This window comes from Rhizobium sp. SJZ105 (assembly GCF_007828365.1).
Classification (GTDB): domain Bacteria; phylum Pseudomonadota; class Alphaproteobacteria; order Rhizobiales; family Rhizobiaceae; genus Agrobacterium; species Agrobacterium tumefaciens.
Map to the genome: position 1 here is coordinate 1,273,922 of NZ_VIUP01000001.1, position 23,936 is coordinate 1,297,857.

The 23,936-nt window shown below is 59.0% G+C and carries 18 protein-coding genes and 1 tRNA gene; 7 read left to right on the forward strand and 12 right to left on the reverse strand.

All coding sequences use genetic code 11. The annotated features are described in order from the left end of the window. Positions 1-246: 246 nt before the first annotated feature. On the reverse strand, positions 247-1,248 hold the full coding sequence (locus FB593_RS06405; RefSeq protein ID WP_186447890.1) for an MBL fold metallo-hydrolase: 1,002 nt from the start codon (positions 1,246-1,248) through the stop codon (positions 247-249). A gap of 193 nt (positions 1,249-1,441) precedes the next feature. On the opposite strand from FB593_RS06405, the gene FB593_RS06410 reads away from it, so the two are divergent. Continuing rightward, complete coding sequence (locus FB593_RS06410; RefSeq protein WP_003515163.1) at positions 1,442-2,839, forward strand: MDR family MFS transporter; 1,398 nt, start codon at positions 1,442-1,444, stop codon at positions 2,837-2,839. Here the strand turns inward: FB593_RS06410 and FB593_RS06415 are convergent, their stop codons facing one another. From FB593_RS06415 to FB593_RS06425, 3 genes are all read right to left on the reverse strand, one after another. After that, entirely contained in the window at positions 2,840-3,580 is a 741-nt protein-coding gene (locus FB593_RS06415) for an RlmE family RNA methyltransferase (RefSeq protein ID WP_112752194.1), read from the reverse strand. It abuts the gene before it with no gap. Continuing rightward, positions 3,577-5,208 (reverse strand): Ppx/GppA phosphatase family protein, encoded by a 1,632-nt coding sequence (locus FB593_RS06420; protein ID WP_162701140.1) that lies wholly within the window; start codon positions 5,206-5,208, stop codon positions 3,577-3,579. The genes FB593_RS06415 and FB593_RS06420 overlap by 4 nt, the downstream gene beginning before the upstream one ends. A gap of 166 nt (positions 5,209-5,374) precedes the next feature. Next, a tRNA-His gene (locus tag FB593_RS06425) sits at positions 5,375-5,451 on the reverse strand. A gap of 361 nt (positions 5,452-5,812) precedes the next feature. On the opposite strand from FB593_RS06425, the gene FB593_RS06430 reads away from it, so the two are divergent. Both FB593_RS06430 and FB593_RS06435 read left to right on the forward strand, forming a co-directional pair. Beyond that, on the forward strand, positions 5,813-9,556 hold the full coding sequence (locus FB593_RS06430; RefSeq protein ID WP_112391441.1) for a PAS domain-containing sensor histidine kinase: 3,744 nt from the start codon (positions 5,813-5,815) through the stop codon (positions 9,554-9,556). A gap of 85 nt (positions 9,557-9,641) precedes the next feature. Beyond that, positions 9,642-11,300, forward strand: coding sequence for an ABC transporter permease (locus tag FB593_RS06435; RefSeq protein WP_013635506.1), 1,659 nt, complete (start codon positions 9,642-9,644; stop codon positions 11,298-11,300). Between the two features lie 311 nt (positions 11,301-11,611). Here the strand turns inward: FB593_RS06435 and FB593_RS06440 are convergent, their stop codons facing one another. The 5 genes from FB593_RS06440 to FB593_RS06460 form a co-directional block, all read right to left on the reverse strand. Beyond that, positions 11,612-12,424 carry an ABC transporter permease gene (locus FB593_RS06440; RefSeq protein WP_003515157.1) on the reverse strand — a complete coding sequence of 271 codons (813 nt, stop codon included), beginning with the start codon at positions 12,422-12,424 and terminating at the stop codon, positions 11,612-11,614. A 4-nt stretch (positions 12,425-12,428) separates the two neighbouring features. Then, complete coding sequence (locus FB593_RS06445; RefSeq protein WP_003515156.1) at positions 12,429-13,337, reverse strand: ABC transporter permease subunit; 909 nt, start codon at positions 13,335-13,337, stop codon at positions 12,429-12,431. Between the two features lie 11 nt (positions 13,338-13,348). Further along, positions 13,349-14,506 (reverse strand): ABC transporter ATP-binding protein, encoded by a 1,158-nt coding sequence (locus tag FB593_RS06450; protein ID WP_019564284.1) that lies wholly within the window; start codon positions 14,504-14,506, stop codon positions 13,349-13,351. A gap of 179 nt (positions 14,507-14,685) precedes the next feature. After that, positions 14,686-15,783 carry a polyamine ABC transporter substrate-binding protein gene (locus tag FB593_RS06455; protein WP_003515154.1) on the reverse strand — a complete coding sequence of 366 codons (1,098 nt, stop codon included), beginning with the start codon at positions 15,781-15,783 and terminating at the stop codon, positions 14,686-14,688. Between the two features lie 151 nt (positions 15,784-15,934). Then, positions 15,935-17,350, reverse strand: a complete 1,416-nt coding sequence (locus tag FB593_RS06460; RefSeq protein WP_112290862.1) for a helix-turn-helix domain-containing protein — start codon at positions 17,348-17,350, stop codon at positions 15,935-15,937. 254 nt (positions 17,351-17,604) lie between these two features. Here FB593_RS06460 and aceA point away from each other — a divergent pair, with 254 nt between their 5' ends. Together aceA and FB593_RS06470 are read left to right on the forward strand one after the other, a co-directional pair. Beyond that, on the forward strand, positions 17,605-18,894 hold the full coding sequence (gene aceA / locus FB593_RS06465) for an isocitrate lyase (protein WP_112290865.1): 1,290 nt from the start codon (positions 17,605-17,607) through the stop codon (positions 18,892-18,894). Between the two features lie 83 nt (positions 18,895-18,977). Next, a complete protein-coding gene (locus FB593_RS06470) occupies positions 18,978-19,235 on the forward strand; it encodes a hypothetical protein (protein ID WP_003515151.1) in 258 nt (85 codons plus the stop codon). Positions 19,236-19,301: 66 nt separating this feature from the next. On the opposite strand, the gene FB593_RS06475 is transcribed toward FB593_RS06470, so the two are convergent. Next, the gene (locus tag FB593_RS06475; RefSeq protein ID WP_236735589.1) at positions 19,302-19,655 is read right to left on the reverse strand and encodes a hypothetical protein; all 354 of its coding nucleotides are present in this window, start codon (positions 19,653-19,655) and stop codon (positions 19,302-19,304) included. A gap of 97 nt (positions 19,656-19,752) precedes the next feature. After that, the gene (locus FB593_RS06480; protein WP_112290867.1) at positions 19,753-20,640 is read right to left on the reverse strand and encodes a LysR family transcriptional regulator; all 888 of its coding nucleotides are present in this window, start codon (positions 20,638-20,640) and stop codon (positions 19,753-19,755) included. 83 nt (positions 20,641-20,723) lie between these two features. Between FB593_RS06480 and FB593_RS06485 the strand changes: the two genes are divergently transcribed. After that, the gene (locus tag FB593_RS06485; protein ID WP_162696114.1) at positions 20,724-21,071 is read left to right on the forward strand and encodes a hypothetical protein; all 348 of its coding nucleotides are present in this window, start codon (positions 20,724-20,726) and stop codon (positions 21,069-21,071) included. A gap of 110 nt (positions 21,072-21,181) precedes the next feature. Here the strand turns inward: FB593_RS06485 and FB593_RS06490 are convergent, their stop codons facing one another. After that, a complete protein-coding gene (locus FB593_RS06490) occupies positions 21,182-22,363 on the reverse strand; it encodes an NAD(P)/FAD-dependent oxidoreductase (protein WP_112153173.1) in 1,182 nt (393 codons plus the stop codon). 129 nt (positions 22,364-22,492) lie between these two features. Between FB593_RS06490 and FB593_RS06495 the strand changes: the two genes are divergently transcribed. Then, positions 22,493-23,929 carry a glutamine synthetase family protein gene (locus FB593_RS06495; RefSeq protein ID WP_013635499.1) on the forward strand — a complete coding sequence of 479 codons (1,437 nt, stop codon included), beginning with the start codon at positions 22,493-22,495 and terminating at the stop codon, positions 23,927-23,929. Positions 23,930-23,936: the final 7 nt, after the last annotated feature.

Consider the following 23,936-nt stretch of genomic DNA (forward strand, 5'->3'; position numbering starts at 1 on the left):
GGAACGAAAAGTTCACCCCGGCGCCCTGCAAGGATTGCTTGGAAGTTGGCGAGGGCTGGTAACACGTTCATGACAGGAAGGAAATAGAAAAAACCCGGAATGACCTTCCGGGCTTATTCTGTTGCTGCATTGCAGCAGGCGTTAAAGAGCGTCCTGTGGATCCCTGTACCGCACGGCGCGCTTTAACTGCTTGTTTTTATGCATGTCGTTATCGCAAAACCGCTTAACACTTTTGCGCGATATGCATCAGATGTCGAACTGGTAGGACTTCGGCACGAAACGGTACCCCGTATCCAGCTTTTCCGCGTAACCGACAGCCGGGAAAGGCATGTGATAGCCGAGGAACGGCAGCCGGTCCGTGGCGATCATGTCGTAGACCTTCTTGCGGGTTGCAGCGGCCGCCGCCTTGTCCATGTCGAACTTCACTTCCCAATCCGGCTTTTGCAGCGACAGGACGAAATGGTTGGCCGTATCAGCCGTCAGGATCAGCTGCTTGCCTTCGGATTCGACACGGAAGATCATGTGGCCCGGCGAATGGCCAAACGCCGCAATGCCGGTGATGCCGGCAACCACGTCAGCGCCGTCGCCGATGAAGGTCGCCTTTTCCGCCAGCGGTTTGACGTTGGCGATGACGCCCTTCTGGCCGCCTTCGGCAGGCGTGCCAACCCGCTTCTCGTCCGTCCAGAAATCATATTCCGCCTGGCCGAAAACATAACGCGCCTTGGAGAAGGCCGGCGCGCCCTTTTCCATCAATCCGCCAATGTGGTCTCCGTGCATATGGGTCAGCACCACCACGGTCACGTCGTCAGGAGAGTAACCGGCAGCCGCCATGCCTTCGATAAGACGGCCATTACCAGCGCCACGGCCGGACTCGCCGAAACCCGTGTCGAACAGCACGAGGTCCGTGCCGGTATTTACGAGAACCGGCGAGAAGGAATTGACGAATTGCTCCTTCGGCAGAAAATTGTCTTCCAGCAGCTTGCCGACGGTTTCCGCCGACTGATCGGTGCCGAAGGTCTCGCCCGGATTGGGCGCGGCGCGCGCGCCGTCTTTCACGACAAGCACTTCGAAATTACCAAGCTTGAAGCGATTGGTTTCAGGCGGCATGGCGTGTTTAATCTCCATGGAAGTTTGCGGCTGGTTCGTCTGCGCCGTTGCGGTGCGCGCCATCAAAAGCGGCGCGCCGAGAACGCTTGCTCCCGCCACACCGATAAGGCCGCGTCTGCTCATGCTCAAGGATTGAGTCATCATTTTTCTCCCGATTCTCGCCAATGTCACTTTGCCCAACGGACAATAGAGCGAGAAAGTTGCAAGAAAACCGGCCTCACGCAGGTTTGATCGGAACTTCAGAAATTGATAATTAACGTGTTGGCAAGTCGGCCCATCAGGCGTAGGAGGAACTGCGATACCATTGTCGCAGCGGAGAGCCGCAGGCAGCCTCATGAACCGCATCATTCCCCTGATCCTGGCAGTCGCTCTCTTCATGGAGCAGATGGACTCCACCGTCATCGCAACGTCGCTTCCGGCCATTGCGGCCGATCTTCATGTGGGTCCGATCACGCTCAAGCTCGCACTGACGGCCTATATGGTGTCGCTGGCGATTTTCATTCCGATCAGCGGCTGGATGGCCGACAAATACGGCGCCAAGAAAATCTTCCGTTTCGCCATCGGCGTCTTCGTCGTCGGTTCGATCTGCTGCGCGGTCTCGTCATCGGTATTCGAATTCGTCGTTTCGCGCTTCCTGCAAGGCATGGGCGGGGCGATGATGACGCCCGTCGGCCGCCTCGTCCTCCTGCGGACGACGCAACGCAGCGAACTGGTTTCCGCCATGGCGCTTTTGACGATACCGGCGCTTGTCGGGCCTCTGACCGGCCCGCCGATCGGCGGCTTCATCACCACCTATTTTTCATGGCACTGGATTTTCCTCATCAACGTGCCCATCGGCGTTATCGGCATCTGGCTGTCGACGATCTTCCTGCCGGAAATCGAGACCACCAATCCGCCACCGATGGACGGCAAGGGTTTCGTGTTATCCGGTCTTGCAGCATCGGGCGTGGTTTTCGGCGTGTCGGTCGTCAGCCTTCCTGCACTGCCGCCCGCCATCGGCATCGCCTCGACGGTCATCGGTTTCATCTGCGGCTTTCTTTATGTGCGCCACGCGGCAAACCACCCTGCCCCCATTCTGGATTTCCGCATTTTCCGCAACCCGACATTCCGGGCGGCCACCGTTGGCGGCACCGCCTTCCGCATTTCCACGGGCGCCATTCCCTTCCTGATGCCGTTGATGTTGCAGATCGGTTTCGGGCTCAACCCGTTTCAGTCAGGCATGATCACCTTTGCCGGGGCAATCGGCGCGATCACCACGAAATTCATGGCCAAGCGGGTCTTTGCCGCAACGGGGTTCAGATCAACGCTGATCGGAGCCGGCATCGTCGGCGCCTTCACGACGCTCGCCAACAGCTTCTTCACGCCGGAAACGCCTTACCCACTTATCATGATCTGCCTGGTCACGGCGGGCTTTGCCCGTTCCTTCTTCTTTACCGGATCCAACGCGCTCAGCTATTCCGATATAGACGACAGCCAGGCAAGTCAGGCAACTTCGATGGCATCCGTGCTGCAACAGATCAGCCTTGCGCTCGGCGTGGCTTTCGCAGCCGCCATCCTGGAAGTCAGCAGCATGTTATCTGGCTCGCATCTGCAGCTCGCCGATTTCCACGTTGCCTTCACCATCGTGGCGCTGGTTTCGCTGTTTGCAATTGTGCCGATCATCCGCATGGACGCGCAAGCGGGCGCGGCCGTTTCCGGCCACCGCGGCAAGGTCTCGCAACCGGCAGAGTGATTAGTCTTCGTCCGCCTCATCCACGTGCATAACGGACTGCGTTGCGGCTGTCCGGCCCTTGAAATGCTTGGCGAGCAGGAACATTTCGACCGATTCCGAGCGCGAGGACGCCGGCTTGATATGCAGGACCTGCTTGAAGTTCTTCTTCAGCATGTCGAGCAAGGCCTTTTCCGTGCCGCCCTGGAAGGTCTTGGCGAGGAAATGGCCGCCTTCCGCCAGCACCTGAACCGCGAAATCGGCCGCGACTTCGCACAGATGCATGGTGCGGATGTGGTCCGTCTTCTGGTGGCCCGTGGTTGGTGCGGCCATGTCGGACAGTACCAGATCCGGCGTGCCGCCAACGGCCTGCATCAACTGGTCCGGTGCGGTCGGATCGAGGAAGTCGAGCTGCAGGATCTTCACGCCGGGGATGGGATCGATTTCGAGAAAATCGATAGCGGCGACGCGGATATCATCCTCCGTGGAATCGGTAACCTTAGAAGCGATCTGCGACCAGCTTCCGGGTGCCGCACCAAGGTCGATGATGCGGGTGGCGCCCTTCAGGATTTGGTGCTTGTCGTTGATTTCCAGAAGCTTGAAGGCGGCGCGGGCGCGATAGCCTTCAAGCTTTGCGCGCTGCACATAGGGGTCGTTGATATGACGTTCCAGCCAGCGGCGCGATGAGGCCTTGAGCTTGGTCTTCTTGACCTTCTGACCGATCTTTCGGCCGGTGCGATTGGTGCTTGTGGGCGCCTTGCTCATGTCAAACCTTCCGTTCTGTCCTGCCGTGCCATCTGCATGCGCCTTATCCGGTTACGCCGCCATGCGCCGTCATCCGCCATCATATCCGTCAACAGGCCTTCGCGCAGCCCGCGATCGGCCACACGCATGCGCCGCGCCGGCCAGCGACGGCGAATGGCCTCGAGGATGGCGCAGCCGGCCAGAACCAGATCGGCCCTGTCAGGACCGATGCAGGCATTGGCGGCGCGGCCGGCAAAATCCCATGCCAGAAGCTTGTCCTGCATCGCCGTCACCTCGGTATCTGAAAGCCAGAGGCCATCCACCTTGCGGCGATCGTAGCGCGGCAGGTCGAGGTGAACGCCCGCAAGCGTCGTCACCGTACCCGAGGTTCCGATCAGGTGAAAATCCTCGTGATGCGCAAGCGGCGCCAGAGGCGGGCACTGGAAGGCATCCAGCAGCCCTTCGACTTCCCGCACCATGGCGGCAAACACATCCGGCGTCACATCGCGGCCGCCATGGCGTTCCGAGAGGGTAACAACGCCGACCGGCAACGATGTCCAGTGGGTGATGTGGTTGGCGAGCCGGTTGGAACGGTTTTCGCCGACCTTGATGACCGCGATTTCCGACGATCCGCCGCCTATATCGAACAGCACCACCGAACGGGCTTCACGCCCGACCAGGGAGGCGCAACCCGAAACGGCGAGACGCGCTTCCGTCTCGCGGCTGATGATCTCAAGCTTGAGTCCGGTTTCCCGGGTAACCCGCTCCAGAAACTCCTCGCCATTGGTTGCTGCCCGGCAAGCTTCGGTGGCGATGAGGCGCATACGCCTGATCGGGCGTCCAGCAAGTTTCGAGGAGCAGACCTTGAGAGCCTCCACCGCGCGATCCATGGCATCGTCTGAAAGACGGCCGGTCGATACCAGCCCCTCGCCCAGCCGGACGATGCGCGAAAAGGCATCGACGACCCGGAACTGGCCGGGCCGTGTCGGCTGCGCGATCAGCAGTCGGCAATTATTGGTTCCGAGATCGAGCGCCGCATACATGTCCGTTGCGAATTCGGAGCCATGCTCTTGATGGCGGGCGCCGTGACGGGCGGACATTTCGGATTGTTGCCGGTGCGGTTCCTGAGCCGTCCCATTGGCGCGACCGTTCTGCTTGCCGACATGTCGGGGCGCATGGGAGGGAACCAGCGGGCGACCCTGCGGATCGCGGCTGCGCGGATCACGGTGAGCCCGCTTGCGGTTACGCGACTTGCGACCACCGGCAGGCGGCACGGAGGATGGAATGGTGGCATCCGTTGCGATGACAGCCTCTGGCTGTTCACTGGCAGCAGGCGGCGTCTGATGGGAGGTGCCTTTGCCACGGGAACGCCGACGCCGCTTTCTTTTGCGCGGTTCGGCATCCGGCTCGAGAGCCGATACATAGGGGGAACCGGCCGGAACATCCGCGGCAACATCATGCGACAGCACAGCAACGTCACGGGGTTTACCGTCACGCCTGTTTTTCTTGCCACGACGGGATCGCTTCGCTTTCCCTTTGTTTGCCACCGACGCCCCTTGTTCCGACGGCTTTGGGCCGTTTCCGGGGTCGATCACTGTCTTGTCCATTTCGCCGCGCACAAGCGTAGACGCTATGCTGCTGGCTTTCATAAGGTTTCGTTGGGCGGACAATACCAGCGCAAGAGATTTTAGCCAAATGGTTTTTGGAAGGGAGGAAACCGCACAGTCGACGCGCAGCAAAGACATGCGTTTGCGATAACCCAAATCGGGTTTGAAATCGCTGCAATGATTTTCAGGAATTTTAGGAAATTGGAGATGGTACGGTTGGGGGGTCTCGAACCTCCGACCTCAGGTGCCACAAACCTGCGCTCTAACCAACTGAGCTACAACCGCACATCAAACGCCGAACCGGCGCCACGGGGGGTGACATAAAAGGTGTTTTCGCTATTTGCAAGTCCCTCAGCGAATTTTGCGAAAAAAGGCTTGGAAAGGCAAGCGGTTTTCATGGCGCGAGAGCTGGCAACAGTCGATAGGCGGGTATACCGCTTGCAATCTGGAACGGGGCCAGAACGGGTCTCGCCGGGCCTGTTCATGTTAACTCTATTTGGCGATTCATTCAGGCGGCGGTGGACCGCGCCGCCCTGTGAAGTTATTTAAAATTCTGTTAACGTGGTGCCTCAGCGGGTTTACGTTTCAGCTTCATGAGGAAGCCGAAAGCCTCGCAAGGTCCGGTAGTGCCAGAATAGGTTTCGACATGCCCGCCGTCCAGTATCCCTTTATCGATATCGCAGTGCATGAACGGGTGCGCGAAGGTTTCGGGCGCGGCGAGGCGATGGCTTTGTTCTCGCTCGATCTTCAGAGTGCGCTCTGGGCCAATGGGCGCGGTGCAGCGCTGTTCGGCACGCCGATGGTCTATGATTTTCTGGAACAGGGACCCAAACGGCAGGACGTGACCTTCCGGCAGCTGGCCGCGACGGCGGCGCGTCTTTCGAAGACGGGCGACAGCCTGCCGTTTACCATTCGTATCAATGCGGGCTTCCGCAGCCTTGCCGTTACCGCCAAGGTGGAAATCATCGAGGCCGAACCGGGCCAGCCTGCTATTCTGTTTTCCGCCCTCACCGATCAGGCCGCACCCGACACGGCGGAATGCGCAAGGCGCATGATTGAAGGCTTTGACGATCCCGATATCCATATCGCTGTCATCAATGGCGATAACGAGGTCGTTGCCGCTTCGGCCAAGTTTGCGTCGCTCGGCATCACGCCGCATACGGCAAGGACGCTGGTTAGGATGGCCGCAGGTCAGGCTGGCCACCTCGTCAAACGGCCCGTGCCGACCGGCAAGGGTTACATGCCCGCCGCCGCCGGCCAGATCACGACATCGCCAGAACTCAATCTGTTGTTCGTGGTCGAAACCGCGCTCGGGACACTCGATCCCGTTAACGGATTTGCCGAAGACAAGCCGCAGGAAACCCCGGCCGCCGCCCAACCGGCTTTGCCGGTTGCCGAGACCGCGCCTGTTGCCGCAACGGCTGCCTCGTTCGATTCCGTGCTCGACGCCGTCGCCGGGATAGAAGATGTGGAGGACGTGCAGGAACTGCCTTCCGACGTCGAAGACGAAGTGACTGTGGAACAGGATGAGGAAACCGTCCTGCCATTGCTTGCAGCAAAAGAAGAAACGGATGCTCCGGCGGATGTCCCGCTGGAGGATGCCGATACGGCTGCGAATGCGATGACGGACGATATTGCCGATCTCTTCGAACTGGATGCGGATGAGGCAGAGGTTCCGGCAGCTGGTCAGGCTTCCAGCGAAGACCATACCGAACAGGCCCCGGACGTGGAGCGCGCAGAGGCGGAAGATGAGGTCGCTGAAACAATAGCGGCGCAGGACGCTGCACCCGTTGAAGAGGATCTCCCGGCGGCCGTGGAACCGACCGACGAACCCCAGCCTTTTGTCTTCAACGCCGGTGCGCGTGCATCCCGTTTCGTCTGGAAAATCGATGCCGAGGGCCGCTTCAGCTCGATCTCGCACGAATTTGCGGAGGCTGTGGGCGCGAAGGCGGCAGCTGTCGAAGGCATGAGTTTTGCCGATGTGGCGGCACTGTTCAATCTCGATCCGGAAGGCAAGATTCGCGAGCTTCTCGGCCGCCGTGATACCTGGTCTGGCAAGACGATCTATTGGCCGGTTGAAGGCACTTCTCTGATGGTGCCGATCGATCTCGCCGCCCTTCCCACCTATACGCGCTCGCGCGAATTTGACGGTTTCCGTGGTTTCGGCATCGTGCGGCTGGCCGATGCCGCAGAGGATCCGCACGCCACCGGCCTCACCTTCCTGCACGGCGAAGACATCCTTCAAACCGAGGTTTTGCCGCAGCCGGCTGCCGAGGATGAAGACGAGGGATTGCTGGCTTTTCTCGATGAGCTCGATGAGGAAACCCCGGCCGCTGAAGATGCGCCAGCCGAGATTTCGGACGAAGAGCGGCCCCACGATTACAGCCCGCCGGAATTCGAAGTGCCGGCCTTGGAAATCGTACCGACCCCGGAACCAGAGCCGGCGCCAACCTACTCCGACAAAGTCGTCCATCTGGAAGAGCGCCGCTGGCGCTCCCGCGAGGGCCTGACCGCAGGCGAGCAGGCCGCCTTCCGCGAAATCGGCCGGACGCTGGCACCCGTAGATGCCGTTTCAGACGAAGGCCCGAAGGCGGAAGAAGACGCTCCTTCTACCGATCCGGCTGCACAGCATATCCAAGACGATATCGACGCGGTAACGCAGGTGGACCTGCCGCCCGTGCTGGAAGAAGACGTTAATGTCGCAGAACCGGCTGAGGAAGACGATCTCTTCGCGGACTATGTTCGCGGCGAACGCCCTGCGGCCACGAACAAGCCTGCCGATGAAATCCAGATCGAAGAAAAGACAGTCGCCTTCACCGAGGTGGTACCGGCGGCCGATATCGCCGCTGCGATGGTTAGCCCACCGCTGCGACCCGCCGATGCGCTGAGCGCCGAAACGCTGGACCAGATGCCCGTGGCACTGCTGGTGCATGCCGGTGACAGGCTGATCCATGCCAATCCGGATTTCCTGCGGCTGACGGGCTACGGCTCTCTTGATGAATTGGACGAGGTCGGCGGACTGGAAGCCCTGCTGCAACGGCAGGAGCTTGAGGATATGCCTGATAACGAAGGCGGCATGGTCGTCGTCAGCGCCGAAAATGACATCATTCCGGTCAAGGCAAGGCTGCAATCCATCCGCTGGGAAGACACCAAGGCGCTGATGCTGTCGCTGGTTCCGCTGGAAGAAAAGCAGGCACCGGTTACGGCAGCCAACGAGAATACGTCAGCGGACGAAACGGCGAATGCCGACGCAGGCAGCGTTTCCGTATTGCAGGGCGAAGTCGAAGAACTGCATTCCATTCTTGAAACGGCAACGGATGGCGTGGTGCTTTTGGGAGACGACGGCGAAATCCGTTCGCTCAATCGCTCCGCCAGTGCGCTATTCAACTACGACAATGGCGAAATCGCAGGAAAGCCCTTCGTTACCCTGTTTGCGCATGAGAGCCAGCGCGCGGTGCTGGACTATCTCTCCGGCCTTGCCAATAACGGTGTCGCCAGCGTGCTGAACGATGGCCGCGAGGTGATCGGCCGCGAGGCATCCGGCGGTTTTCTGCCGCTGTTCATGACGATCGGGCGGCTCAAATCCTCGCACGGCTATTGCGTGGTCATCCGTGACATCACCCAGTGGAAGCGCACGGAAGAAGAGTTACGCAACGCCAAGCGCGTGGCGGAAACCGCCAATGCACACAAGACCGATTTTCTTGCGCGTGTCAGCCACGAAATCCGCACGCCTCTCAACGCCATCATCGGCTTCGCGGACATGATGGCGACCGAGCGTTTCGGGCCGATCGGTCATCCGCGTTATGTGGAATATTCCAATGATATCGGACGTTCGGGCCGGCATGTGCTCGATATCGTCAACGACCTCCTCGACATCTCCAAGATCGAAGCCGGGCAGATGGATGTCGATTTCATCGCGGTTCCGCTGAACGAGACGGTGGCCGAGGCGGTCTCGCTGGTGCAACCGCAGGCCAACAATCAGCGTGTCATCATCCGCACGGCGCTTTCGCAATCCGTTCCACAGATCGTTGCCGACCTGCGCTCGATCAAGCAGATCGTGCTCAACATCCTGTCGAACGCCATCCGCTTCACGCCATCAGGCGGCCAGATCGTGGTTTCCACCGCCTATGAAGCCAATGGCAGCGTCGCGCTGCGTATCCGCGATACGGGCATTGGCATGACCCGGGCTGAGCTGGAACAGGCCATGAAGCCGTTCCGGCAGGTGGCGTCATCGGGCAAGCGCGTGCGCGGCGATGGCACCGGGCTCGGCCTTCCCTTGACCAAGGCGATGGTGGACGCCAACCGTGCGAACTTCTCCATCACCTCGACACCGAACGAGGGAACGCTGGTGGAAATTACCTTTCCGTCGCAGCGGGTTCTTGCCAACTGAGGCCATGCGGGCGTAGCAATGCGGGAACCGCCGGCTAAACGGACAGCCGGTTGAGGCTTTCGCAGGACAGCAGGCTGGCATTTCCATGACGGTTTCCATTCCGGCAACAAGACGCGTTTCATTGTTGCCCATCACGGCGGTCATCGTCGCAGCCATCGCCGCCATGCCTGTTCTGGCGGTCTTCTGGCTGGCGCTGACCGGCAGCACGGAAGGATGGCAACACCTTCTAGCCAATGTTCTGCCGCGCGCCGGGTTTCGAACCTTCCTGCTGCTGGCGATGACGGCCGCAACGACGGCATTGTTCGGCATTGTCTGCGCCTGGCTCGTCACCACATTCGAATTCCCTTTGCGGCGGGTATTGTCGGCGGCACTTGTCCTGCCGCTCGCCATTCCCTCGTATCTGGCAGCCTATGCTTTCGGCGAGTTCCTGGATTTCACCGGCCCGGTACAAAGCGCCCTTCGCGCCGTCTTCGGCTATCACAGCATCCGCGACTACTGGTTTCCGGACGTACGCTCGCTTGGCGGCGCCGTGGTGGTTCTGAGTTCGGTGCTTTACCCTTATGTCTATCTCTCGGCCCGCGCCGCCTTTTCCATGCAGGGACGGTTTGCGGCCGAAGCTGCGCGCACGCTTGGTGCGAAACCGCTTGGCGTATTCTTTTCCGTTCAATTGCCGATGGCGCGGCCGGCGATCGCCATCGGTCTTTCGCTGGTCCTGATGGAAACGCTGAACGATATTGGCGCTGTCGAATATCTCGGTGTCCAGACGCTGACTTTCACGATTTACGAGACCTGGCTCAATCGCGGCAATCTTGCCAATGCCACACAGATCGCCGCCGTCATTCTGCTCATCGTTGGTGCGTTGATCTTCATCGAACGCAATGCCCGCGAAAAACAGCGCTTTGCCGCTCCAAAAGCCACGACCATAGCGCAACGCCACCGGTTGAAAAGCCTTCGCGGCTGGCGGCGCTGGTCTGCAAGCCTCTTCTGCATCGTTCCCGTGGCGAGTGGTTTCCTCATTCCCGTCATCGTTCTTGGCGGTTACGCCGCAAAAAGGCTGGATGCGCTGTTTGCGCCGAAGCTGCTGAAAGCACTCGGCCACAGTCTCGAGGTCTCGCTTTCCGCCGCCTTCGTCACCCTGATTGCGGCTTTCGTATTTTCCTATGCCATCCGCACCGAGCGCTCGCGCACGTCAAAGGTGGCCGCGCGACTTGGCTCCATGGGATATGGCGTGCCGGGAACGGTGCTCGCCATCGGCGTGCTCATTCCCCTGGCCGGTCTCGACAATCACGTCGACGGGTTTGTCCGCTCCCATTTCGGATTTTCGAGCGGCCTGCTGCTGTCAGGCACTGCCTTTGCCATCATCTACGCCCATTCGGTACGCTTCATGACCATGGCGGAGGGAACGCTTGATGCCGGGTTCCAGAAGCTCTCGCCGCATATCGACATGGCCTCGCGAACGCTTGGGCGCAACCGGTTGCAGACACTGTTCAAGGTGCTGCTGCCGAATATGCGGCCTGCGGCGCTGACAGCCTTTCTTCTGGTACTGATCGAATCCATGAAGGAGCTGCCGGCGACGATCCTGCTGCGGCCCTTCGGCTTCAACACACTCGCCACGCTGGTCTATGAAGACGCGTCCCGCTCAAGGGTGCAGGATGCCGCCGTGCCGGCGATCATCATCATTATTGCCGGGCTTATCCCCGTGCTTCTCGTGTCGAAATCGATGGATCATCCGGAAAACCGCTGAAGGCAACGCGCATGGCGGCAAAAAGAAAGGCGGCCTCTCGGCCGCCTGTACTAGTTGTGCTTTTTTAACGAGAGAAAGGGGGACAACCTCGCCATATGGAAATTATCAATCCCGGCTATCTAAAGTTTGACAGCCCTGCGTTGGGATTTACTTTCCGCCAACTCCTATTAACAAGCGGTTAAAACCAAAATCGATCAATTACCGACGATAATTCCTATTTTGAGACCGTAAAAGTCAAAAACTAAATTACAGGTTTCTAATTTTATCGACGCCTCAACAGTAACGCGTAGAAATCGGAGAGGAATATTCGATCAGTTGCGCGCGGCTGCGTGTTCGTCCTTCATCCGCTGGAGTTCCGTGCGTTTGGAGGCGATGGAAGCGACAATCACGCCGATTGTGACAAGCCCGATAAGGATCGTGCAGATGGCGTTGATCTCAGGTGTGACGCCAAGACGAACCTGCGAATAAATCTTGATCGGCAGCGTCGTCGCACCTGGACCAGTGGCGAAACTTGCGATCACGAGATCATCGAGCGACAGCGTAAACGCCAACATCCAGCCGGCGATGACGGCCGGGAAGATCAGCGGCAGGGTAATTTTGAAGAAGGTCTTGACCGGCGGGCAACCGAGATCGAGCGCTGCTTCCTCGAGGCTGCGATCAAAGGTCAACAGACGCGACTGCACGACGATTGCCACATAACACATGGTGAAGGTGGTGTGGGCGATGACCACCGTCCAGAAGCCGCGATCCACCCCAACGGCCACGAACAGCAAAAGCAGCGACAGACCGGTAATAACCTCCGGCATGACGAGCGGCGCATAGATCATGCCCGAAAACAGCACGCGTCCCGGAAAGCGCGCAAAGCGCGTCAGAGACAGCGCCGCCAGCGTTCCGAGGATGGTGCCGATGGTGGCGCTCAAAATACCGACACGAAGCGTCACCCAGGCTGCATCCATCAGCCCCTGGTTCGACCACATGGACTTGTACCATTGCAGCGAAAATCCGCCCCAGACGGTGACCAGCTTCGAGGCATTGAAGGAATAAACGATCAGGATGATGATCGGGATATAGAGAAAGGCAAAACCGAGGGTCAGGACGGTGATGTCGAATTTTCCGCGTTTCATGGCCTCACCCGACTTTCTTCTGCTGGTTCTGGAAGATGGCGATGGGCACCACCAGCAACAGTAGAAGCAGCACCGCAACGGCGGATGCCAGGGGCCAGTCGCGGTTGCCGAAGAATTCCGTCCAGAGCGTCTTGCCGATCATCAGCGTCTGCGCACCGCCAAGCAGATCGGGAATGACGAATTCGCCGGTTATCGGGATGAAACAGATCATCGACCCGGCCACCACGCCCGGAAGCGACAGCGGGAAGGTAATCTTCCAGAAGGCTTTCCAGGGCGGGCAACCCAGATCGGCCGCCGCTTCCAGAAGCGTATTGTCGAATTTTTCCAGCGCCGAATAAAGCGGCAGCACCATGAACGGCAGATAGGAATAGACGATTCCGATGAAGATCGCCGTCTCGGTGCGGAAGATATTGACCTGCTGGTCCGGCCCCAGAAAACCGAGCCATTGGAACAGCACCGTCAGCAGACCTTCGGGCTTCAGAATACCGATCCAGGCGTAAACGCGGATCAGGAACGAGGTCCAGAACGGCAGGATGACCAGCATCACCAGCGTTGGGCGGATGGATGACGGCGAACGCGCCATGGCAAGAGCCATGGGATAACCGATCAGCAACAGCAGGAAGGTGGAGATGAATGCGATGCGCAGCGACGAGAGATAGGCGTCGATGTAAAGCGGGTCTTCCGTCAGAAACAGGTAGTTTTCGAAATCCAGCTGCGAGAAGAACGCGCCAAGCTTCGAAAACCCTTCGAAGACTGGCGTATAGGGCGGCATGGATATCGCCGTATCCGAAAGCGATATTTTGAAAATGATAAAAAAGGGCGCTGCGAAAAACAGCATCAGCCAGAAATAGGGAACCGCGACGACCAGCCATCGCCAGGGACTTTGCCGGTTTTCAGGAGTGGTGATCGCCATAAAAGCCTCCCTCAGTGCGTTAGCACAAGACCGGAATCCTGTTTCCAGTTCAACCACACCATATCGCCAAAGGTGATCGGGCGATCCACGAGACGCGAGACATTCGCCTGCGCTGCACGGATGACACGACCATCGGCAAGCTTGACGATGAACACCGAGAAGTCACCGAGATAGCCGATATCCCAGACTTCGCCATAAGCGGAATTGACGGCACTGTCGGTGGGTTGATCGAGCGAGATGCGGACCTTTTCCGGGCGGATGGCGAAAGAAACCCGGCTTCCGGTGACAGCGGCGCATTCCTGCTCCACCGCAACTGTCAGCCCGTCGCAATCGAGTGTCACCAGTCCCGGCTTGCCGATATCGGACGCGTTAGTGACGACATTGGCGTCGAAAATATTGATGTCGCCGATGAAATCCGCCACGTAACGGCTGTTCGGCGCCTCGTAGATCTCGGCAGGTGTTGCCACCTGCACCACAATGCCCTTGTCCATGACCGCGATCCGGTCCGACACCGTCATTGCCTCTTCCTGGTCATGGGTGACGATCAGGAAGGTGAGGCCGAGATTGGTCTGGATGTCCATCAGCTCGAATTGGGTTTCCTCGCGCAGCTTCTTGTCGAGCGCACCGAGCGGTTCATCCAGCAAAAGCACCTTCGGCCGCTTGGCAAGCGAGCGGGCAAGCGCCACGCGCTGCCGCTGGCCGCCCGAAAGCTGGCTCGGCTTGCGCTTGGCAAACTCGCTGAGCTTGACGAGCCGCAGCATTTCCTCGACCCGCGAGGATATTTCTGCCTTGGGCAGACCGTCCTGCTCCAGACCGAAGGCAATGTTCTTCTCCACCGACATATGCGGGAAAAGGGCGTAGGACTGAAACATCATATTGGTCGGGCGCTTGTAGGGCGGCACGCCGGAAATATCCTTGCCCTGGAGGAGAATACGCCCATTGGTCGGTTCCTCGAAACCGGCCAGCATGCGCATCAGCGTGGTCTTGCCGCAGCCGGAAGGACCGAGCAGCGAAAAGAACTCCCGTTCGTAAATATCGAGCGTCAGATTATCGACGGCGACGAAATCGCCAAACCGCTTGGTGACGTTTTCAAAACGGATGAAGGGAACCGCATCGGGATTGTCCCAAGGGCTAAATTTGCGTTTGACCGGCCCCAGAGTTTTCGCCATTCACCCTACCCTCAAATCCCGTTGATTTTGTAGATTTGAGCATCGGATTTCCCGAAAACCGCGTCACACTTTTCGGTCCGATGCCATGAGGCGGGCAGCGCCGGCAGGTTGCGTGACCTGCCGGCAAGGTATCAGAGAAACAGGCCCGCCGGCCGTTTCTCAACCAGCGCGCGGAGCTATCAGCTACCGGTCTTTATCTGCGTCCAGACACGGTTCAAGACACGCTGTTCCTTCGGTCCGTAGGGTGAGATGGTGAAGAGCTTCTTCATCGTCTCGGCATTGGGGTAGACCGCCGGGTTCTTGGCAACCGACGGATCCATCAGCGCCTGCGAGGCAAGGTTGCCGTTCGCATACTGAACATAGTTGGACGCCTTGGCGATGACTTCCGGGCGCATCAGGTAATTTATGAAGGTGTGAGCTTCCTCGACATTCTTGGCATCCGCCGGGATGGCAAGGTTGTCGAACCACATATAGGTGCCTTCCTTCGGGATGACGTAGTTCACCTCGACGCCGTTCTTGGCTTCTTCGGCACGCTTTTTCGCCTGAAGAATGTCACCCGACCAGCCGATCGTGATGCAGCTGTCGCCATTTGCCAGCTCGTCGATATAGGCGGAGGAGTTGAAGGTCTTCACAAAGGGACGGATCTTCGAATAGACGGCACCGCCCGCTTCCAGATCGGCCGTTTCCTTGCTGTCCGGGTTCTTGCCGAGGTAATTCATCGCGATGGCGAAGGTCTCGTCCGATGCATCGAGAATATTGATGCCACAGGATTTAAGCTTTTCGGCATTTTCCGGCTTGAAGAGAATATCCCAGCTGTCGACCGGAACATCACCGAGAGCCGCCTTCACCTTGGCGACGTTATAGCCGATGCCTGTTGTGCCCCACATGTAGTTCACGGCATACTCGTTGCCGGGGTCGTATTTCGCCAGACGCTCGGAGACATCCGGCCACATGTTCTTCAGATTCGGCAACTTGGACTTGTCGAGTTTCTGGAAAACACCGGCATTGATCTGGCGGGCGAGGAAGGGGCCAGTCGGCACCACCACGTCGTAGCCGGAGCTGCCGGCCAGAAGCTTCGTTTCCACGAGTTCGTTGCTGTCGAATACATCGTAAACGACCTTTATGCCGGTTTCCTTGGTGAAATCGGTGAGGATCGATTCGTCGATATAATCCGACCAGTTAAAGACGTGAACGACCTTCTCCTGGGCCATTGCCGAGCCTGCAGCAACGAGCGCCGTCGTGAGAGCCAAAGTGAAACGGAGCGAACGGTTTTTCATGATTTCTCCTGTTAACGCATCCTCGTGACGGAAGCGTGATCCCCTTTTTTAGTGAGACTAGAAAGGAAAACAAAAGGGAGCAAGCGGGAAATGTGCAGCACAGCATTTTCAACCGAATGTGTTCCACCGGAAAAAAAGTGATGCGAAACCTCTACTGGAAGTCGAAAACACTAAGACCGGTCACCATTTCGTCCAGGCCGAGCGGCCTCGTCAGCGGGGCCTCCGCCCGCGACAGACAGCCCTGCCTTTCACACAGCCGGCACGAGGGACCAATGGCAATGGTCGGCCCACCTGCGCCGGCAGCCCCGTAGACCGTCTCCCCGGCCTGGGCGAGATCGCAGCCCAGAAGCACTGCCGTTCGCCGCACCCTTTCGCCGAAACCGGCCTGCGGGCCTTCAAGTGTGCGCGACACAGTCAGGAAGGCGTCACCGTCAGGCATCTCCACCGGCTCCACCAACACCTGCCCCGGCTGGGCAAAAGCTGCGTGGATATTAAGACGCGGACAGAGGCCACCAAACCGTGCCCTCGGGAAACCACCGGCGCCCGCAAGACGGAAACGGTTACCGGCATTGTCAGTCTCCATCAAAAAGAACGGGATTGCCGCAGCCGTCGGCCGTTGCAGGCTGACGAGCCTGTTGGCGGCCTGCTCGAACGACACATTGAAGCGCGACCGCAGGACATCGAGATCGTATTTCGCGCGCTGGGAGGCACTCAAAAACGCACCATAGGGCATCATCAGGGCGTGGGCGGCATAACGCGCCAGCTCGAAGCGGGCGATGCGCCGCGCCTCCTCCCCCTTCAGGCCAAGCGTCTCCAGCTCCGCGCCAATCTCGTCGCGAAGCGCCAGAAGACAGGTTTCCATCGCCATTTCCCTGAGCTGATCCGGCTGCGACAGGCGCTCGGACAAAAACAGCCGCATGGAATGGCGGTCATAACGCCGCCGCAGATTGGGCATGGCATGGACCGGCAGAGTTCTGACCACGATACCGTGGTTTTTCTGAAGCCATGCGCGAAGGCCCGCGGCGAGATCTTCGCCCGCCGACAATTGCCTGTGCAGTTCTTCTGCCGCCACATCGATGAAATGGACATAGGCCGGCCGGTTTTCAAAGACGTGCCGCACCTCGTCGATCGGCAGTCGGGTGGAGGAAAGCGCCGTCTCATGCCCTTCGCGCGCCAGAAGATCCGAGAGGTCGGAAAGGCGCTGCGCCTGTTCCCGATACGCCCTGTACAGCTTGACGACGCCACTTGCCGCATTGGGCGCGGCATCTGCCACCTCGATCAGCTCCTGCGGCGACGGCACCTCGCCCACCAAGAGCGGATCGGCGAAGACCTCGCGCAATTGCCCGGCGGAACCGGCACTCTCGCCTTGCAGGTCGTCCAGATCCACCTTGTAGACTGAAGCGAGCTTCAAGAGCAGCTGCACGGTCAGCGGCCGCTGATTGCGCTCGATGAGATTGAGGTAGGAAGGCGAGATTGCCAGCGCCTCGGCCATGGCCGTTTGCGTCAGGGCCAGACCATTGCGAATACGACGTACGCGCGGGCCAGCAAAAATCTTGTTTTCCGACACAGCCTCAACCTCACATCGAAAGACTCATACAAGTCTGTTACAAAATCGCCGGGCATGAGACTTTTACAAAATTTACAATTTTACAGCTCCACCCTGTCATGCACACTACAGCATAACCTCTTTCAAGTCACTGTTTTTATGTTTGTTCTGGCGCTCAAACTCATGAAAATGTAAATGTAGTCACATCGAACGGCGCTTCACACAGTTGAAGACAGCACGTTTCTGAAACTGCATTTGTCATGGGAGAGAGAAGTATGACGGATTTTTACAAACTTGTTCCGGGCGCACCGCAGGGACGCTTCGACGGCATTGAGCGCACTTATACCGCCGCCAACGTGGAGCGGCTGCGCGGCTCCGTTGAAATCCGCCATTCGCTGGCCGAGATGGGTGCCAACCGGCTATGGAAGCTGATCAACGAAGAGAATTTCATCAATGCGCTCGGCGCGCTTTCCGGCAACCAGGCCATGCAGATGGTTCGCGCCGGGCTGAAGGCGATCTATCTTTCCGGCTGGCAGGTTGCGGCAGATGCCAACACGGCCTCCGCCATGTATCCGGACCAATCGCTCTACCCCGCCAATGCGGCGCCAGAGCTTGCAAAGCGCATCAACCGCACCTTGCAACGGGCAGACCAGATCGAGACGGCAGAGGGCAAGGGCCTTTCGGTCGACACGTGGTTCGCGCCGATCGTTGCCGATGCGGAAGCAGGTTTCGGGGGACCGCTCAACGCCTTCGAGATCATGAAAGCATTCATCGAGGCCGGTGCAGCCGGTGTTCACTATGAAGACCAGCTGGCATCTGAAAAGAAGTGCGGCCATCTCGGCGGGAAGGTTCTGATCCCCACGGCGGCGCATATTCGCAACCTGACGGCGGCACGACTTGCAGCCGACGTCATGGGCGTGCCGACGCTGGTCATCGCCCGCACCGATGCGGAGGCAGCCAAGCTTTTGACCTCTGACATTGACGAGCGCGACCAGCCCTTCGTTGATTACGATGCCGGACGCACCGTCGAGGGCTTCTATCAGGTGAAGAACGGTCTTGAACCCTGCATCGCCCGTGCGGTGGCCTATGCGCCCTATTGCGATCTGATCTGGTGCGAGACCTCCAAGCCAGATCTCGAGCAGGCGCGCAGGTTTGCCGAGGGCGTGCACAAGGTGCATCCCGGCAAGAAGCTCGCTTACAATTGCTCGCCGTCGTTCAACTGGAAAAAGCACCTCGACGACGCGACCATTGCCAAGTTCCAGCGCGAACTCGGGGCGATGGGCTACAAGTTCCAGTTCATCACGCTGGCCGGCTTCCACCAGCTGAATTACGGCATGTTCGAACTGGCGCGCGGCTACAAGGAGCGGCAGATGGCGGCCTATTCCGAGCTTCAGGAAGCGGAATTCGCGGCCGAGGTTAACGGCTACACCGCCACCAAACACCAGCGCGAAGTCGGCACCGGCTACTTCGACGCCGTGTCGCTGGCAATCTCGGGCGGCACGTCTTCGACCACCGCGATGCAGGAATCCACCGAGCACGACCAGTTCCGCCCGGCGGCGGAATAAACTGGAAAACTGCCCTTCCCTTGAACGGGAAGGGCTTGCAAATCGCATCAAGAACCCCAACCAATAAAGAGAGGAGAAATGCCATGAATGCCCATAACCCCATCAAGACCCACGTCAAGGAACGCGCCGAGGAGCAGTCCTCCGCCATGACGCAGGATCAACAGGTCGCCATCCGCATGCTGGCCAACGATCTGCACCGCCTCAATCAGGCCGTCATGAAGGCAGTTGAGGCCGGTGTTTCCGTTGAACTCGTCCGCTCAGCCCGCCATCACGGCGGGGGCGGCAACTGGGGCGATCTTCTGATCCCGGTCATCGTCGCGCAGGGAAGTGCTGCTGCGTGAAACGAAAGACCGGAACATCGAGATCGATGCTCCGGTCTTCAATCCAAACAATACGACGTGGCGTCCTTAGAAACTTGCCGATACGGAAACGCCGATGCTTACATTGACGCCCATCGCCTCGGCACCCCCCTGGAGCTGAGCTGCATAGGGAGCGAAGCAGGCGAGTTGCGTCAGGGGAATTGGGTTGAGAATGGCCGGAGATTCCCAAGCGAGATGCATCGCTACGCCTCCCACAAGCTTTTCCCAGCCTGCGATCTTGGTTCCCGCTGCTGCCGGCGCAATCGACGTAACAGATTGCGAAAGAGCATCGGCGACGACTGCGGCGAGACCTTTGCTGACTGCTGCATAAAAGAGCTTTGCTGCTTCTTCCGGTGTACCTGCTGCGGACATCGCATTTACATAGGATGATGAAATTATCATGGCGGCCTCAACCTAAAAGGGTTATATTTACAAAAAACAACCTAAAGGCATTCAGGCCGGAGTGCAACTAAAAATAAATAAATATTAGTAGCACAATCTAAGGTGAATCCCCTCGTATGGGGCGGCTCTTGCGCCCGGCATAAAGATCGGAATGCCCCTTGATTAGACGGGTCATCCGATCCGCCACCGTCCTGATATCACGGCGGTGGCGATCGTCATTGTTCATGACGATCCACTGATTGTGACGAAGCGCTTCGATTTCGTCACCCTCACGCATCAGCCGCGCATCGGCATCGCCCACGAAACACGGCAGCACGGCAACCCCTGCTCCGGCCAGTGCCAGATCGAGCAGTGCCGTCGGCCTGCTAACCGTCACCACGATCTCATTACCACGGTTTTCATGCGGCCAGCGCAGGTAGGCGGAAATGGCGTTTTCTTCCGCCACCGCCAACCACCGGTCTGAAACGGAGCTGGCGGCGTTGCGCAACCTGTAGGGCGCATAGGCCACCTCCCCCGTCTTGATGGCAGCGAGGTTGCGTTCCTCGGGCTCGAAAGCGCGAATGCCGATGTCGTTTTCACGGTGCGCCAAAGACGCCCTTTGTTCGGCGATGAAAAGGTCGATGCGGAAATCGTCGCGATCCGTGCAGATGGCGGAGAAATTTACTGCAAGCAGCCAGGCATTCCAGGTGCCGACGGCAATGCGCACGACGGAAGAGGTCGACGACGCCTTTTGCCATCCCTCGATATCCTTTGCGGCGTTTTCCATCGCCTGAAGGCGGTCAAACAGCGCGCGGCCTCCCGGTGTCAACGCGTATCCCGTCTGGCTGCGCTGGAACAGCGCCTTGCCGATACGCTCTTCCAGTTCGATCATGCGTCGCCCGATAGTCGCAGGGCTCAAACCCGTCAGCGCCGCAGCACCCGTAAGGCCGCCGCTGCGTGACACATCGAGGAAAAGTTGGTATGAGTCCCAAGTGACGTTTTTCATTTATGAAAAACGTAGCGCATTTTCTTGCGCAGATAAAACAAAAAACGGCGTGCATCATGGCCCTCCGCAACATGGAGAGTGACATGCACGTATTTTATTCAGCATTGGCCATCATCGAAAACCAGACGCCGCGCACGCGGCGGGAAGCCATCCGGCAGGAAGAGAAATTCTATGCCGATATGGCCGAGGCATCCTGGCCGTGGCGGCTGTTTACCGCGGTTGCTGCAAGGGCGAAAGCGAAGAGCCTGACCTTAATAAAAAAGGGCGATCAGGGCAGCCACGGCACCGGCTGCGATTGCAGTCAGGCGAAAGGCCAACTGCCTGCTCTCGCTTTCGGCGCGGGCGATGGCAATGGCGCGAGGGCGGCGATGTGCGGATCTGTTCATGCGCGGGCTCCTGACGAAAAACTCAACCGACCCATGCCCTGTTAAGAGCCTCCAGCATGACATCATGTACAGCGGAACCACAACGAGATTCGGCTTTGCTGGCATTCTGTCAGGATGACTCCGTGCCTGTTAACAAGGTGTTAATACGAGCGGTTTCAGGCGAATTCACCTGCTGCCTGACCGGAGGCCCAGGCCCACTGGAAATTATAACCGCCCAGCCAGCCGGTCACGTCAACACATTCGCCGATGAAATAGAGCCCGGCCAAGGTTTTCGCTGCCATGCTGCGGGAATCGAGGCCGGTCGTATCCACGCCGCCAAGTGTGACTTCCGCTGTGCGATACCCCTCGGAACCGGCTGGCTTGATCTGCCAGTCCTGCACCTCATTTGCCAGGGTCGCCAGAGCCTTGTCTGACATATCGGCAAGGTTGCCGGTCAGCCCCGATTTTTCGACGACATGTTGCGCCAGCCGTTTCGGCAGGATTTCCGCAAGAGCGGTCTGGGCCGACTGGCGGCCGTTCTTCTGTTTCGCTTCCTTTAGCAAGGCGACGATATCGCGCGCAGGCTCCAGTTTCAGGCGGATCGTATCGCCCTCCCGCCAATAGGAGGAGATTTGCAGGATTGAGGGGCCGCTTAGGCCCCGATGGGTAAACAGCAGTGCTTCGTTGAAAGCCGTTTTGCCATGGGAAATTTCGGCTGGCACGGCAACACCGGCAAGGGGGCTCAGCCTTTCCAGTGCCGCAGGATCAAGCGTCAGCGGCACGAGGCCGGGGCGCGTCTCGATGAGCGACAGGCCGAATTGCTCGGCGATCTGGTAGGCAAAACCCGTCGCACCCATTTTCGGGATCGACTTGCCGCCCGTTGCGACCACAAGGCTTTCCGCCTCGATGACGCCGCCGGAGGTCGTCACGCGAAACCGGCCGCCATCATATGCGACATCAGAAACAGCGGTTTCGAGCCTCAATTTCACCTTTGCAGCCTGCATTTCGCCAAGCAGCATGCGGATGATGTCCTTGGCGCTATCGTCGCAAAACAGCTGCCCAAGCGTCTTTTCATGCCAGGCGATACGATGTTTTTCGACCAGAGCGATGAAATCGCGCGGCGTGTAACGGGCAAGTGCGGATTTGGCGAAATGCGGGTTGGCGGAGAGATAATTCTTCGGCCCGGCGTGGATGTTGGTGAAATTGCAGCGGCCGCCGCCGGAGATGCGGATTTTCTCGCCCGGCGCCTTGGCATGGTCGAGGATGATGACGGAGCGGCCGCGCTGGCCGGCGCGGATGGCGCACATCATGCCGGCAGCCCCCGCCCCCAAAATCAGCACGTCACATTTGTCTGCCATAGTTGTTTTCCGTTTGCTTCTCCCTTTCCTCTTTTCGAAGTGTCGCCCGTTGTCAATGGCGCTTTCCCCCTCGCCAATTGCCAAACTCCGGTTATGATGGCGCCAGTCGAAACACAGACCCGGTGATACATGCCCCCGAAGAAAACCATGCTCCGCCCGAAGAAACAGGCAACCATGGCAAAGAAACCTCCCCTCGACCTTTCCTCTACCCGTGGCGTTTCCTCCTGGCGCGAAGCTTCGCAATGGTTGAGGGCGCGCGGTATCGAGGATATTGAATGCATAACACCCGATCTTGCCGGGGTTGCGCGTGGCAAGATGATGCCGACGGCGAAATTTACGGGCGACACCTCGCTTGCCCTGCCCTCCGCCCTCTATCGCCACACGATCTCGGGCGAATATCCGGATGAGACGGCAAACTTCCGCTATGAGCCGCGCGACAGCGACCTGAAGCTTGTGCCTGATCTTTCCACGCTGTCCGTGGTGCCATGGGAAAGCGACCCGACCGCGCAGGTGATCTGCGATGTCGTGGATGCCGAGGGTAATTTCGTTCCCTATACGCCGCGCAACGTGCTGAAAAACGTGCTTTCGCTTTACACAGAGAAAGGCTGGAAGCCGGTCGTCGCGCCGGAAATCGAATTCTACCTGGTCGCCATGAATGACGACCCTGACTATCCGCTGCATCCGCCGAAGGGCCGCTCCGGACGCTCCATTGTCGGTGGGCAGAGCTATTCCATCGCCGGCATCAACGAGTTCGACGAACTGATCGACGATATCTATCACTTCTCCGAAAAACAGGGCCTCGAGATCGATACCCTGATCCACGAGGAAGGCCCGGCCCAGCTTGAAATCAACCTGCGCCATGGCGATCCGATCGAACTTGCCGACCAGGTGTTCCTGTTTAAGCGCACTATCCGTGAAGCAGCATTGAAGCATGGCATCTACGCCACCTTCATGGCCAAGCCCATGCAGGGCCAGCCGGGTTCGGCCATGCATATCCACCAGTCGGTGGTGGAGATCGACAGCGGCCGCAATATCTTCTCCAACAAGGACGGCGGCCCGTCCAAGGAGTTCTTCGCCTTCGTCGGCGGCATGCAGCGTTATGTTCCGAACGCGCTGGTGATGCTTGCTCCTTACGTGAATTCCTATCGCCGCCTGACACCTGACATGGCTTGCCCGGTCAACAATGCCTGGGGTTACGACAATCGGACGACGGCTTTCCGCGTGCCGATTTCCAGCCCGCAGGCAAGGCGTGTCGAAAACCGCCTGCCGAGTTCGGATGCCAATCCCTATCTCGCGCTTGCCGCCTCGCTTGCCTGCGGCTGGCTCGGCATCGTCAACAATATCGAGCCGACCGAACCGACCGCCGATACGGCCAATGAAGGCTCCATCGACCTGCCGCGCGGGCTGCTGGAAGCCGTGGCGCTGCTGGAAGGCGAAGAACAGTTCGAGCGGGTGTTCGGCCATGAATTCGTCGGCCTTTATGCGGGCCTGAAGCGCGGGGAATTCGAGACATTCATGCAGGTCATCAGCCCATGGGAGCGGGAATTCCTGCTTCTCAACGTGTGAGGTCTGA